Source organism: Streptomyces sp. a15, from assembly GCF_059026085.1.
On sequence record NZ_JBWLKM010000006.1, the window covers coordinates 209,779 to 222,352 of the forward strand.

12 protein-coding genes are annotated in these 12,574 nt (G+C 72.4%); 4 read left to right on the forward strand and 8 right to left on the reverse strand.

The features are described 5' to 3' along the window. Positions 1-305: 305 nt before the first annotated feature. Together AC5P09_RS09940 and AC5P09_RS09945 are read left to right on the forward strand one after the other, a co-directional pair. Positions 306-1,028, forward strand: coding sequence for a SanA/YdcF family protein (locus AC5P09_RS09940; RefSeq protein WP_493873480.1), 723 nt, complete (start codon positions 306-308; stop codon positions 1,026-1,028). A gap of 103 nt (positions 1,029-1,131) precedes the next feature. Beyond that, entirely contained in the window at positions 1,132-3,291 is a 2,160-nt protein-coding gene (locus AC5P09_RS09945) for a molybdopterin oxidoreductase family protein (protein WP_493873481.1), read from the forward strand. Between the two features lie 6 nt (positions 3,292-3,297). Here AC5P09_RS09945 and AC5P09_RS09950 read toward each other — a convergent pair whose 3' ends face one another. Genes AC5P09_RS09950 through AC5P09_RS09980 form a run of 7 tightly spaced genes read right to left on the reverse strand, consistent with a single transcriptional unit; the run spans position 3,298 to position 9,687 of the window. Next, positions 3,298-3,777 (reverse strand): GAF domain-containing protein, encoded by a 480-nt coding sequence (locus AC5P09_RS09950; protein ID WP_493873482.1) that lies wholly within the window; start codon positions 3,775-3,777, stop codon positions 3,298-3,300. Positions 3,778-3,796: 19 nt separating this feature from the next. Continuing rightward, the gene (locus tag AC5P09_RS09955) at positions 3,797-5,209 is read right to left on the reverse strand and encodes an alkaline phosphatase family protein (protein ID WP_493873483.1); all 1,413 of its coding nucleotides are present in this window, start codon (positions 5,207-5,209) and stop codon (positions 3,797-3,799) included. Next, complete coding sequence (gene eboE / locus AC5P09_RS09960; protein WP_493873484.1) at positions 5,206-6,363, reverse strand: metabolite traffic protein EboE; 1,158 nt, start codon at positions 6,361-6,363, stop codon at positions 5,206-5,208. Before eboE ends, AC5P09_RS09955 begins: the two co-directional genes overlap by 4 nt. Positions 6,364-6,370: 7 nt before the next feature. Then, positions 6,371-7,225 carry a TatD family hydrolase gene (locus AC5P09_RS09965; RefSeq protein WP_493873485.1) on the reverse strand — a complete coding sequence of 285 codons (855 nt, stop codon included), beginning with the start codon at positions 7,223-7,225 and terminating at the stop codon, positions 6,371-6,373. Between the two features lie 2 nt (positions 7,226-7,227). Next, positions 7,228-7,821: an EboA domain-containing protein gene (locus tag AC5P09_RS09970; protein ID WP_493873486.1), complete on the reverse strand. Its 594-nt coding sequence runs from the start codon at positions 7,819-7,821 to the stop codon at positions 7,228-7,230. 58 nt (positions 7,822-7,879) lie between these two features. Next, entirely contained in the window at positions 7,880-8,725 is an 846-nt protein-coding gene (locus AC5P09_RS09975) for a sugar phosphate isomerase/epimerase family protein (RefSeq protein ID WP_493873487.1), read from the reverse strand. Beyond that, positions 8,722-9,687, reverse strand: a complete 966-nt coding sequence (locus AC5P09_RS09980; protein WP_493873488.1) for an SCO3242 family prenyltransferase — start codon at positions 9,685-9,687, stop codon at positions 8,722-8,724. Before AC5P09_RS09980 ends, AC5P09_RS09975 begins: the two co-directional genes overlap by 4 nt. Positions 9,688-9,928: 241 nt before the next feature. Between AC5P09_RS09980 and AC5P09_RS09985 the strand changes: the two genes are divergently transcribed. Continuing rightward, a complete protein-coding gene (locus AC5P09_RS09985; protein ID WP_493873489.1) occupies positions 9,929-10,249 on the forward strand; it encodes a hypothetical protein in 321 nt (106 codons plus the stop codon). A 15-nt stretch (positions 10,250-10,264) separates the two neighbouring features. Here the strand turns inward: AC5P09_RS09985 and AC5P09_RS09990 are convergent, their stop codons facing one another. Continuing rightward, complete coding sequence (locus AC5P09_RS09990; protein ID WP_493873490.1) at positions 10,265-10,699, reverse strand: gamma-glutamylcyclotransferase family protein; 435 nt, start codon at positions 10,697-10,699, stop codon at positions 10,265-10,267. A gap of 178 nt (positions 10,700-10,877) precedes the next feature. On the opposite strand from AC5P09_RS09990, the gene AC5P09_RS09995 reads away from it, so the two are divergent. Continuing rightward, entirely contained in the window at positions 10,878-12,527 is a 1,650-nt protein-coding gene (locus tag AC5P09_RS09995; protein WP_493873491.1) for a M4 family metallopeptidase, read from the forward strand. The last annotated feature ends 47 nt before the right edge of the window (positions 12,528-12,574 follow it).

The following is a 12,574-nucleotide window of genomic DNA, read 5'->3' on the forward strand; positions in this document are numbered from 1 at the left end:
CGGCTGGGCTCCGATGGGGAGGGTCGTGGTCTTCTCACGCGGAGTCTTCTCACGAGGAACGTTCGACTTGCTCGTCTTGCTCGTCGCCGTCATGAACCGATAGTGGCGGCGGGAGGTTGCCACCCCGTTGCACGGGAATGACGGGTGTTTTCGGGGGGTTCACGGTGGGGTGCAGGGGGTGTGTGAGGTGTTGTGACCTGCGGTTTCCCAGGCCGGAGTGAAGCTGGTCACGTAGGTGTGGGCGAACCGGGGGGCCTTACAGGACGTCTCTGACTGTCGAAAGCCGACCGGGGAGGGACCGTCCGATGCGACTGCCGAAGCCGCGCAGAGTGCTGCTCGGGCCGCTGCTCAGACAGCTGCACAGGCCGCGTCTGCCGCGCACCCGTGCCGGGCAGCGGCGGCTGGTGCAGGCCGTGATGGCCGGGTGTGTGCTGGCGCTGCTGCCGGCGACCTGGATGTACGCCGTGACGGGCGACCGGCTGCGGACGGCGGCGGACGTGCCGCGCACCGAGGTCGCCGTCGTGTTCGGGGCCGGGCTGTGGGACGGGGAGCCGTCGCCGTATCTGGCCCACCGGCTGGACGCGGCGGCGCAGCTGTACCGGGAGAACCGGATCGAGGTCGTCCTGGTCACCGGTGACAACAGCCGCGAGGACTACGACGAGCCGGACGCGATGCGCACGTATCTCACGCGGCACGGCGTGCCGGACGGGCGGATCGTCAGTGACTACGCCGGCTTCGACACCTGGGACTCCTGTGTCCGTGCGAAGAAGATCTTCGGCGTGGACCGGGCCGTGCTGATCAGCCAGGGCTTCCACATCCGGCGGGCGGTCGCGCTGTGCCAGGCGGCGGGGGTCACGTCGTACGGCGTCGGGGTCGACGCGGTGCACGACGTGACCTGGTACTACGGGGGTGCCCGGGAGATCGTCGCGGCCGGGAAGGCGGTTCTGGACGCCGTCTTCCGGCCGGATCCGCGCTTCCTCGGGCCGAAGGAACCGGGGGTGACCGACGCGCTCGCCGGCGGTCGTTGACGACGCGCCTCACGGCGGCGGACCGGCGGCGGGGAGGTCGCCGTGCCGGGCGCGTAACAGGGAGCCCCCGTCCGCGTAACACGGCGGAAGCACGCTGAGAGGCATGCAGAACACCGCGACGCCCACGCACTGCCCGTACTGCGCCCTGCAGTGTGGGATGAATCTGACGGCCACTCCGGACGGGACCGTCGAAGTGAGCGAGCGCGCGGATTTCCCGGTGAACCGGGGCGCGCTGTGCGGCAAGGGCCGTACCGCGCCCGCGGTGCTCTCGTCCGGGGTGCGGCTGACCTCCCCGTTGGTGCGCTCCGAGGGCACGCTCGTGCCCGCCTCCTGGGACGAGGCACTGGACCGGATCGCCGAGGGGCTGTCCCGCACGCGTACGGAACATGGTCCGGACGCGTGCGGGGTCTTCGGCGGGGGCGGCCTGACCAACGAGAAGGCGTACACGCTGGGCAAGTTCGCGCGCGTGGTGCTCCGGACCTCCCAGATCGACTACAACGGGCGCTTCTGCATGTCGTCCGCGGCGGCGGCCGGCATCAAGGCCTTCGGCCTGGACCGCGGCCTGCCCTTCCCGCTGGAGGACATCCCGAAGACGGGCTGCGTGATCCTCGTGGGGTCCAACCTCGCGGAGACCATGCCGCCGTCCCTGAGGTTCTTCAACGAACTGCGGGAGAACGGCGGCACCCTGATCGTCATCGACCCGCGCCGCACGAAGACCGCCGAGCAGGCGGACCTGCACCTGGCGCCCCGGCCGGGGACGGACCTGGCGCTGGCGCTCGGGTTGCTGCACCTGGTCGTCGCCGAGGGGCGGGTCGACGAGGAGTACGTCCGCGAGCGGACCACCGGCTGGGAGGAGGCGCGGGCGGCTGCGATGGCGCACTGGCCGGAGTACGTGGAACGGATCACGGGGGTGTCCGTTCCGCAGCTCCGCGAGACCGTGCGGATGTTCTGCGAGCCCGAGTCGGCGATGGTGCTCACCGCCCGCGGGCCCGAGCAGCAGTCCAAGGGCACCGACACCGTGGGAGCCTGGATCAACCTGTGCCTGGCGACCGGCCGCGCGGGGCGCCCGCTGTCCGGGTACGGCTGTCTGACCGGGCAGGGCAACGGGCAGGGCGGGCGCGAACACGGCCAGAAGGCCGACCAGCTGCCCGGCTACCGCAAGCTGGACGACCCGGCGGCACGCCGGCATGTCGCCGGGGTGTGGGGCGTGGACCCCGACAGCCTTCCCGGGCCGGGGCGCAGTGCGTACGAGCTGCTGGACGCGCTGGGTACGGACATCAAGTCGCTGTTGCTGATGGCCTCGAACCCGGTGGTGTCCGCGCCGCGCGCCGCCCACATCGAGGAGCGCATCAAGTCGCTGGACTTCCTGGCGGTGTGCGATGTCGTGCTGTCGGAGACGGCCGCCCTCGCGGACGTCGTCCTGCCGGTCACGCAGTGGGCGGAGGAGACGGGCACCATGACCAACCTGGAGGGCAGGGTGCTGCTGCGCAAGCAGGCGATCACCCCGCCCGAGGGCATCCGCAGCGACCTGGAAGTGATGCACGAGCTGGCCGCCCGGCTCGGCGTGGAGAAGGGCTTCCCGACCGACCCCGAGGAGGTCTTCGAGGAGCTGCGCCGGGCCAGCGCGGGCGGGCCGGCCGACTACTCCGGGATCACCTACCGCAGGCTCGCGGAGGAGAACGGGGTGTTCTGGCCGTGCCCGGCGGCCGAGACCGACGACTCCGAGGACGCCTCCCTGGATGCCCGCGGAGCCGACGACCCGGCGCAGGAGCAGGACGACGACCTCGCCGCCGCCGTGCACCCCGGCACCCCCCGCCTCTTCCTCGACCGCTTCGCGACCCCGGACGGCCGGGCCAGGTTCGTCCCCGTCGCGCACCGGGCCATCGCCGAGGAGCCCGACGACGAGTACCCGGTGCTGCTGACGACCGGGCGGGTCGTGGCGCAGTACCAGTCCGGCGCCCAGACCCGCCGCGTCGACGAGCTGAACGCCGCCGCCCCCGGCCCCTTCGTGGAGCTGCACCCGCGGCTGGCGGAGCGGCTCGGCGCGGCCGAGGGCGACCCGGTGGCCGTGGTCTCCCGGCGGGGCCGGGCGGTGGCGCCGGCGCGGATCACGACCGCGATCCGCCCCGACACCGTCTTCATGCCCTTCCACTGGTCCGGCGAGGGCCGCGCCAACACGCTGACGAACCCGGCCCTCGACCCGACCTCCCGCATGCCGGAGTTCAAAGCGTGCGCGGTACGGCTGGAGGCCGTACGCGGGTGAATCCCGCTATGCGGCCTTGAGGACCGTCGCCGCGTCCGCCCCGTAGGCCGCGAGCTCCGCCTCGGTGAAGTCACGTGTTTCCATGAAGCCGAGGCCGACCACCGCGAGCAGCCGGGTGTCGTCCGCCGGATCGAAGACGGGGAGCGTGAGGGAGCCCTTCGCCCGGGCGGCGCGGCCGCCCGGGACGGCGACCCCCGTCGTGTCGGTCTGGAAGTCGGAGACGGCGACGGGCGCCCGGCGCTCGGCGGCGGTTCCGGCCATGCCCTTGCCGACGGGGATGACGGCGGTGTCGTTCTGCACCGACGGCGGCAGGTTGTGCGCGGCGACGAGCACGATCTCGCCCTCCGTCGCGGCAGGCCCGGACAGATGGACCGATCCGACGAAGCCGCCGTTGCGTTCGACGAAGGCGGCGAGCCATTCGCGCACTTCGGGGCGGGCGTTCTTCAGGGCCGTCTCGTTCAGCGTGGTGGGGGTGGAGGTGGGCATGGGGGGGGCGCCTAACTTTTCAGAGTCCCGCGAGGCGCAGGAGCAGGGGTTTGATCTCGGTCGCGGCGAACTCGGGCCGCGCCGGGCCGGGTTCGGAGCACAGCAGTACGGGGCTGTATTCCGGGTCGTCGGGCAGGCGGCCGTGGCTGCCGCGTACGCCGGACGGGTCGAGCGGGACGGTCCGCAGCCGGTAGCGGAAGCCGAGCTTCTTGCGGGCGACCTGGCCCACGGCCCGCAGCTTCACCGCCGGGACCGTCTCGTCGTAGAGCAGCTCGGCCGGGTCGTAGCCGGGCTTGCGGTGGATCTCGACCTGGCGGGCGAAGTCGGGGGCGCGGTCGTCGTCCAGCCAGTAGTAGTACGTGAACCAGGCGTCGGACTCGGCGACCGCGACCAGCTCGCCCGAACGCTCGTGGTCCAGGCCGTGTGCCGCTTTGCCCGCCGCGTCCAGGACCTGGTCGACGCCGTCGAGTTCACCGAGGATCTTGGCGACCTCGGCCTCGTCCCCCGGATCGCGCACGTAGACGTGGGCCACCTGGTGGTCGGCGACGGCGAAGGCGCGCGAGGTCCAGGGGTCGAGGTACTCCATGCCGTCCTGGGTGTAGACGTCCAGGAGCCCGGCGCGGCGCAGGGCGCGGTTGATGTCGACGGGCCGGGAGACCGGGGTGATGCCGTACTCGCTGAGCGCCACGACGGTGGCCCCGGCGGCGAGGAAGTGGTCGATCAGCGGGCGCAGGGCGTCGTCGAGTCGGCGAGCCTCGCGGGCGGTGGCCGCCGAGTCCGGTCCGGTGCGCTGCGGCTCGTAGTCCAGTTGCGGAATGTAGACGAGGGTCAGGTCGGGGTCGTGCTCGTCGAAGACCTGGCGGGCGGCGCCGAGGATCCACTGGGTGGAGGGCATGCCGGCGTTCGGGCCCCAGTAGGTGAACAGGGGGAACGGGCCCAGCCGGTCGGTGAGTTCGTCGTGCAGGGACGGCGGCCAGGTGTAGCAGTCGGGTTCCTTGCGGCCGTCGGAGTAGTAGACGGGGCGTGGGGTCACCGTCCAGTCGACGTCGGCACCCATGGCGTACCACCAGCAGATGTTGGCGACCTTGTAGCCGGGCTTGGTCCTTCGGGCCGTGTCCCAGATCTTCTCGCCGCCGACGAGGGCGTTGTGCTGGCGCCACAGCAGGACCTCGCCGAGGTCGCGGAAGTACCAGCCGTTGGCCACCGCGCCGTGCGTGGACGGGGGTTCGCCGGTGAGGAAGGTGGACTGGGCGGTGCAGGTGACGGCGGGCAGGGTGGTGCCGAGGCGGGCCCGGAAGCCGCGGTCGCCGAGGGCGGCGACGGCGGGCATGTGCTTCAGCAGGGTGGGGGTGAGGCCGACGATGTCGAGGACGACGAGCCGGTTGGTGTTCGGGGGTTCCGAGGTGTGCGGCGTTCGCGGGGCTTCGGTCATGAGGGGTCCTCCTTGAGGCCGAGGGCGGTCAACCGGTCCCTGGCCCAGGCGAGTTCGGCGGCGATGCCCTCGGCGAGGTCCGCGGGCGGGCGGGGCAGCACGGACCAGGTGTAGGTCTCGACCTCGATGTGGTCGCAGACGGCGGTCGGTCCGCCGAGGAGTCCGTCGAGGACGGTGGTGAGCTGTCCGGCGGTGGTGCGCAGCGGTGGCTCGGGGTCGGTGTGCAGCGGGGCGTGGAAGTGCACCCGCCAGGATCCGGTGTCGTCGGGGAGGCCGCCGGCGAGGGCTTCCGGGAGGTCGTCGACTCCCTCGACCGACCCGTGGGTTGTCGTGCGGGTCTGGTGCAGGAACCGGCGCTCGGCGAGTTCGCGCAGCGCGGTGCGGGCGTCCGGGTCCGCCGGGTCGGGTGCCTCCACCGCGCAGGACGCCTGGAGCTTGACGACCGGCAGGCCGCCCTCGGCGAGCCGGCCGAGCGCCTCGTCCGGTTCCTCGAACTGCACGGCGAGATGGCAGGCGTCCAGGCAGATCCCGAGGTGTTCGTGGTCGAGGTCGCCGAACTCCCGTACGGCCTGCTCGGTGGTCTCCACGACGCAGCCCGGCTCCGGTTCGAAGCCGACCCGGACGGGGCGGCCGGTCCACGCTTCGAGCCCGGCGAGCCCGATGGCCAGCCGGTCCAGGGCGCGGCGGGCCGCGTCGGAGCGCTCGCGGGGCCACGGCGTGCGCCAGCCGAGCGGCAGGGTGGAGACGCTGCCCCGGCGGGCGTCGTCCGGGAGGAGGGCGGCGAGGACGCGGGCGCAGTCGATGGTGTAGTCGAACCGCGCCTCGTCCGCCCAGTCGGGAAGGTAGACGTCCTTCTTGACGACCTCGCGGTGGAATCCCTCGTACGGGAAGGCGTTGAGGGTGACGGTTTCCAGGCCGCGCGCGGTCAGCTCGGCCTTGAGTCTCGCCAACGCGTCCGCGTCGGCGGCGAGTTCGGTGACGGCGGGGCGGGCCAGCCACAGCCCGATGCCGAGGCGGTCCACACCCAGGCGCTCGCGCACGGGCTCGGCGTAGCGGGAGAGCTGGCCTATGACGCCCTCCAGGTCCTCCGCCTGGTGGACGTTGCTGCAGTACGCGAGGTGGACGGGGGTGCCGTCGGGGTGGCGGAAGCGCACGGGCGGTTCACTCTCCCCCGCGTTTGATGGAGTTGCCCTCGAAGCTCGACGCGTCGTCGGGCTTGGGTTCGTCCAGGTCGAGGCGGCCGCTCTGTCCGTAGAAGGCGACCGGGTTGCGCCACATCACGAGGTCGACGTCGTCCTCGCCGAACCCGGCGGCGAGCATCGCGTCGGCCGTCTTCCGCGTCTTCAGGGGGTCCGAAGTGCCCCAGTCGGCCGCCGAGTTGATGAGGACGCGGGCCGTCCCGTGCTCCTGGAGGATGCGGACCATCCGCTCCTCGCTCATCTTCGTCTTCGGGTAGACCGAGAAGCCCGCCCAGCAGCCGCTGTCGAGGGCCATGGAGACGGTGAGTTCGTTGAGGTGGTCGAGGACGACGAGCTCGGGTGCGATGCCGGACTCCCGGACGACGTCCAGCGTGCGCCGCGTCCCGGCCGCCTTGTCGCGGTGCGGGGTGTGCACGAGGGCGGGCAGGCCGTGCTCGACGGCGAGCTGGAGCTGTGCGGCCAGGGCCTCGTCCTCCTCCTTGGTCATCGAGTCGTAGCCGATCTCGCCGACCGCGACGACCCGGTCCTTGGCGAGGTAGCGCGGCAGTTCGTCGAGGACGGGGCGGCAGCGCGGGTCGTTGGCCTCCTTGGGGTTGAGGGCGATCGTGCAGAAGTGCTGGATGCCGAACTGGGCGGCCCGGTAGGGCTCCCAGCCCAGCAGCGAGTCGAAGTAGTCGTAGAAGGACTCGGGCGAGGTGCGGGGCTGGCCGAGCCAGAAGGCGGGCTCGACGACGGCCCGGACTCCGGCCGCGTGCATCGCCTCGTAGTCGTCGGTGGTGCGGGAGGTCATGTGGATGTGGGGGTCGAAGATGCGCATGGTCAGGGGGCTCCATGGGGGAGGAAGGCGCTGATGAGGGGGCCGATGTCCGCGGGTACGGGGCGGTCGGCGGCGCGGCGTTCGGCGGCGAAGTCGGCGAGCATGCGGGCGAGTTCGGCGTCCGCGCGGTCGTCGAGTCCGGCCACGCGGGCGAGTGGGATCTCGCAGAACACGCACTTCAGAACGGCCTGCCGGTACTCGTCCGGTGGGAGGTGGGCGGCCGCGTACGGGCCGAGGGCCGCCTCGATCAGCGTGGTGTCGTTGCCCCGCAGGGTCTGCCGTACGAGGTCCAGGCACCGGCCCTGGTCGTCGAGGAGCGGCAGGGCCCTGAGGACGGCCCGCTGTTCGGCGGGGTCACCGTACCGGTGGAGCGCTCCCACCTCCTCGGCGAGGGCCTGGCCGTGCAGGGGCAGCGCGGTCAGGAGCAGGGCGCGGGCGGCCTCGTCGACGGTCCGGCCGTCGGGCAGCGGTTCCCGCCCGCAGTGGCGGCGCACGGCCGGGAACAGGGCCCGGATGGCGGCCGGGTCGGCGGCGACGCGGGCGACGGCGGCATCGAGCCAGGCGCGGGCGTCGGGGGTGAGGGGGAGGGAGGGCATGGGCGCGTGTACCTCTGTGGGGTGGAGGGGCTCAGGTGCCGTGGGGAAGGGGGGAGCCTCAGGAGGCGAGTAACCCGGCCTCGGCCGCGCGCAGGAAATCGATCGAGCGACGGGCGACCTCGGGGGCGTCCAGGGAACCGCCCTGGATCTCGACGGACACCAGTCCCTCGTGTCCGAGTGTGTGCAGCGCCGCCAGCACCGGCGGGAAGTCGATGTCGCCCACGCCGAACTCCAGATGCCGGTGGACGCCGCGCACCATGTCCTCGATCTGCACGTTCAGCAGGTACGGCGCGGCGAGCCGCACGCACTCCAGCAGTGGCCGTTCCTCCACGCAGTGGGCGTGCCCGACGTCCAGGGTGATGCCGAACAGTTCGTGTACGCCGACCAGTCGGCGCAGTCGCAGACACCGTTCGACGGTGTCGACGAACATGTACGGCTCCGGCTCGAAGGCCAGGGCGACCCCGTACGCCTCGGCCGTCTCCAGCACCGCCCCGACGCCCGCCGCGAGGCGCTGCCACACCGCCGTCTCGGACACCCCGTCCGGGGCCGGGCCACTGCACAGGTGGACGGTGGGCGAGCCCAGTTCGGCCGCGATGCGCACGGCGCGCCGCAACAGGTCGATCCGCCGTTCCGGTTCCGAGGACATCAGCGTCGGCTGGTGCTTGGCCCAGGCGTCGAGGAAGTACGGCGCCCCGGTCTCGACGGTGACGTCGAGCCCTTCGCGCGCCAACTCCTTCCCCACCATCGCGACTTGCCGGCCCAGGTCCCTGGCGTACGGATCGAGGTGGTGGTGGTCGAGCGTGAGGGCGACGCCGTCGTAGCCCAGGTCCGCGAGGACGCCGAGCGCGTCGGTCAGCCGGTGGTGGGCGAACCCGTTGGTGCCGTAGCCGAATCTGAGGCTCATGTCGGCGACACCCGTCTCGCCAGCCGCAGCGCCAGGGGATGTACAGCGCCGAGGACGGCGGCGGCAGCGGGCGCGCCGCCGCGCGCGGTGAGCGCCGTCTGCAACGGGACCATGGCCATGATCCCGGCCCCGACCGCCCGCCGTACGGTGCCGCCGCGCGGATCGCGTACGGCGAGCGCCTGGGCCCGGCCGTAGGTTCCCAGGTAGGCGAGGGCTCCGGCAGCGGCGACGGCGGTACCGGCCGCGGCCCGGCGGGGTGTCGCCCGTGCCGACCGCCCGAGGGGCCAGGCGCTCGCCACCGCTGTCGCCGACGAGACGGCGAGCGTGGCCGCGGGCAGCCGCGCCGGGGCGCCGGAGATCTCGTGGCGGCTGAGCAGCGTGAGCGTGTAGGTGTGCAGCCCGGTCAGGAGCGCGGGGACGGCCGCGCGGCCGAGCGCGCGAGCGGTTCCGACGGTGTCGGCTCCTCCGCCGGACGCGGGCGATGGCACCTTCCCACCGCCCGCCACCGCCCCCGCCAGCACGTCCAGTGCCCGTGCCCCGGCCATGGCCGCCGGTCCCGCCGGGGTCGACTTCAGTTTCAGGTCGTACGCCCACACCAGCGCGGTCAGCGGCAGGGCGGCGGCGAGGCCGCGCCGGCCGCCCGAGAGGGTGGCGAGGCCGAGGCCCGCGGCGGTCAGACCGGTGGCGACGGACAGGGCGGTCCGGCGCGGCACCCGGCCGGAGGGTATGGGGCGTTCGGGCCGCTCCACCGAGTCGACGGCGGCGTCCGCGTAGTCGTTGAGGGCCATACCGGCCCAGTAGAGGCACACGGACGAGGCCATCACTCCGGCCGTCCGCAGACCGAGTGGGCGTCCGGCCGCCGTCGCACCGACGAGGACGTCACCGGGCACGCTGAGGGCGGCCGGGGCACGGACGAGACTCGCCAGGTCCGCCGCGCGGGGCACCGCTTTCCGCTCGTTCATGCGGCGATCATTGCCAAGATTGTTTGAAGTTTCATACTGCGCAATGAGGAGGTTGTGTGTGACATACGCAACAGCGGAACGGAGTTGCCGTGATTCCCCGGCCGGGCAGATGAGGAGGCCATGACGCACATCCACGGCCACCGCTGAGCCATTCCGCACTCACCGTCGACTTCGACTTCGACTTCGACTTCGACCTCGACGAGACCACCCCGAACGTCAGCTGGAGCTGGTGCGGGAGGCCGTGCGGACGCACAAGGAGATCCGCGGGGATCTGCGGTCAGCCGTGTCCTTCTGGCCGCTCGGGCTGCCGGGGTGGACCGACGAGTGGGTGGCCCTGGGAGTGCGGGCGCCGGTGCAAGGGGCGACGTATGTGGCGGTGTGGCGCAGGGGCGGGGAGGCCGAACGGGTGCTCTCCGTACGGCACTTGGCGGGGGCCGAGGAGCTGAAGGTCGAGGTCCTGCATTCCGCCGGCAAGGCGTCGGCGGAGTGGGAGGGGAGCGGGGGCGGCCTGCGGGTGCGGCTGGCCGACGCCCCGTCGATGGCGCTGGTGAGGCTTACTTAGCCCGCACGGCTCGGTTCAGCCCCGCACCAGCCAGTCGCCGCTCCCGATGGGCTTCCCGCGGGCGCGCAGGCGGGCGGCCACGGGGGGTGCGGCGACGTACACCCAGGCCCGGACGGTGCGCCCGCCGCCGTCGAGGGTCACCTCGCGCGCCACGCGTTCGTAGAGGCTGCGCGGGTCTCCCGGTGTGTACTCCTCCAGCCGGTCCAGCGCGACCAGCAACTCCCCGTACGCCTCGGGCAGCGCGGTGACGACCTCGCCGCGCACCACTCCCCCGCGGCCCTGCGCGCACCCCTCCACGGCATAGGGGTAGCCCGGCCCCTCGTACAGCACCGCGCCGGTGAGCCGGCCCGGTTCCTCGGAGCGGATACGTCCGCACAGGAAGCGGTCGTGGTTGGGCTCGCCGGGGCGGAGGGTGCCGTAGACGAAGAAGGGCAGTTTCGGGGCGCTCACAGAAACGATTCTCTCCTCTCACACACCTGCGCATCCGCGCCATAGACATGACATGTCATGGCCACTTAAATCTTGGTCAAGATCCGTTCAATTCCCCCTCCATTTCCCACGTCCCGCGCCACCCCCACGTTCCGCGCGCCCCCTTCACGCCCTTTCGGGCGCCTTCCCGAGGAGACCGATGAGCCGGATACGGCCGTACGTCCGAGGTTCCCGTCGTCTCACCACCGCCGGCGCTGCCGCCACCACCGCCATCCTGCTGGCCGCCGCGCTCTCCCCCGCCGCCGGCGCGGCCGACCGGCCGAGCCGGGCCTCCGCGATCGAGAACGCGGCGTCGGTGCTCGCTGACCGGGCCGCGGCGCTGGGGCTCACCTCCGCACAGGACACGACCGTCCGGGACGTCGTCGTGGACGCGGGCGGCACGCAGCACGTCCGCTACGACCGCACGTACCGTCACATCCCCGTCCTGGGCGGCGACTTCGTGGTCCACCTGTCGCCCGACGGCAGCTACCGCGGCGCCGACCGTGCCACCAGGAGCACGGTCTCGCTCGCGAGCGTCACCCCGAAGCTGTCCGCCCCGAAGGCCGCCGACCTCGCGGTGAACGCGCTGCGCGCCGCCCACCTCGGCGAGACCCTGCGGAGCATCACCGCCAAGCCGCAGCTCGTCGTCGACGCCCTGCACGGCACCCCGAAGCTGGCCTGGCGGACGAACGCCGTGGCGCAGGACTCCCTCGGCAACCCGACCGCCCGGACGATCCTGACGGACGCCGCCACGGGCACCCAGATCGACGCCTGGGACACCCTCGAGACGGCGTCGGGCGACGGCAAGTCCCTGTACGGCGGCACGGTTCCGCTGGAGACGACGCTGTCGGGATCGACGTACCAGCTGAAGGACGCGACGCGCGGGAACACGTACACCGGCGACGCGGCGAACCAGAACGACCTGTGCGTCCTGGGCATCTGCCTGAGCCGGGCCCCCTCGACGGTCTTCACCGACGCCGACAACCACTGGGGCACCGGCACGGACGCCGACCGCGCCTCGGCGGCGGTCGACGCGCAGTACGGCACCGACGTGACCTGGGACTACTACAAAAACGTCCACGGCCGCAACGGCATCGCGAACGACGGCAAGGGGTCGTACAACCGCGTGCACTACGGCACCCGGTACAACAACGCCTTCTGGGACGACAGTTGCTTCTGCATGACGTACGGGGACGGTGACGGCACGCAGCTCGGGCCGCTGGTGTCCCTCGACGTGGCGGGCCACGAGATGTCGCACGGCGTCACCTCCAAGACGGCGGCGCTGACGTACTCCGGCGAGTCCGGCGGCCTGAACGAGGCCACGTCCGACATCTTCGGCACGCTGGTGGAGTTCTACGCCGACAACGCGTCGGATCCGGGCGATTACCTGATCGGCGAGAAGATCGTCCGCTCCGGCTTCGGACGCGACGCCCTGCGCTACATGGACAAGCCGTCCAAGGACGGCGCCTCCGCGGACTGCTGGACCCCGACGGTGGGCGACCTCGACGTCCACTACTCCTCGGGCGTCGCCAACCACTTCGCGTACCTGCTGGCGGAGGGCAGCGGCACCAAGACGGTGAACGGCGTCAGCCACAACTCGCCGACCTGCGACGGTTCTTCGGTCACCGGGATCGGGCGGGCCAAGCTGGGGGCGATCTGGTACCGGGCGTTGACCGTCTACATGACGTCGTCGACGGATTACGCGGGTGCGCGGACGGCGACGCTGAGCGCGGCGAAGGATCTGTACGGGGCGGGGAGCGCGGAGTACGGGGCGGTGGCCGCGGCGTGGAGTGCGGTGGGCGTGGGGTGAGTCGGGCTGACAGCTGAGGTGGCCGCCTCGGTCCTTGGGCCGGGGCG

Bases quoted from the DNA above. Each gene is read 5' to 3' on its own strand.
- AC5P09_RS09940 (WP_493873480.1), top strand. From the start codon at position 306: ATGCGACTGCCGAAGCCGCGCAGAGTGCTGCTCGGGCCGCTGCTCAGA.
- AC5P09_RS09955 (WP_493873483.1), bottom strand. From the start codon at position 5,209: ATGACCGAAGCCCCGCGAACGCCGCACACCTCGGAACCCCCGAACACC.
- AC5P09_RS09980 (WP_493873488.1), bottom strand. From the start codon at position 9,687: ATGAACGAGCGGAAAGCGGTGCCCCGCGCGGCGGACCTGGCGAGTCTC.
- AC5P09_RS09970 (WP_493873486.1), bottom strand. From the start codon at position 7,821: ATGCCCTCCCTCCCCCTCACCCCCGACGCCCGCGCCTGGCTCGATGCC.
- AC5P09_RS09950 (WP_493873482.1), bottom strand. From the start codon at position 3,777: ATGCCCACCTCCACCCCCACCACGCTGAACGAGACGGCCCTGAAGAAC.
- AC5P09_RS09995 (WP_493873491.1), top strand. From the start codon at position 10,878: ATGAGCCGGATACGGCCGTACGTCCGAGGTTCCCGTCGTCTCACCACC.
- AC5P09_RS09975 (WP_493873487.1), bottom strand. From the start codon at position 8,725: ATGAGCCTCAGATTCGGCTACGGCACCAACGGGTTCGCCCACCACCGG.
- AC5P09_RS09945 (WP_493873481.1), top strand. From the start codon at position 1,132: ATGCAGAACACCGCGACGCCCACGCACTGCCCGTACTGCGCCCTGCAG.
- AC5P09_RS09965 (WP_493873485.1), bottom strand. From the start codon at position 7,225: ATGCGCATCTTCGACCCCCACATCCACATGACCTCCCGCACCACCGAC.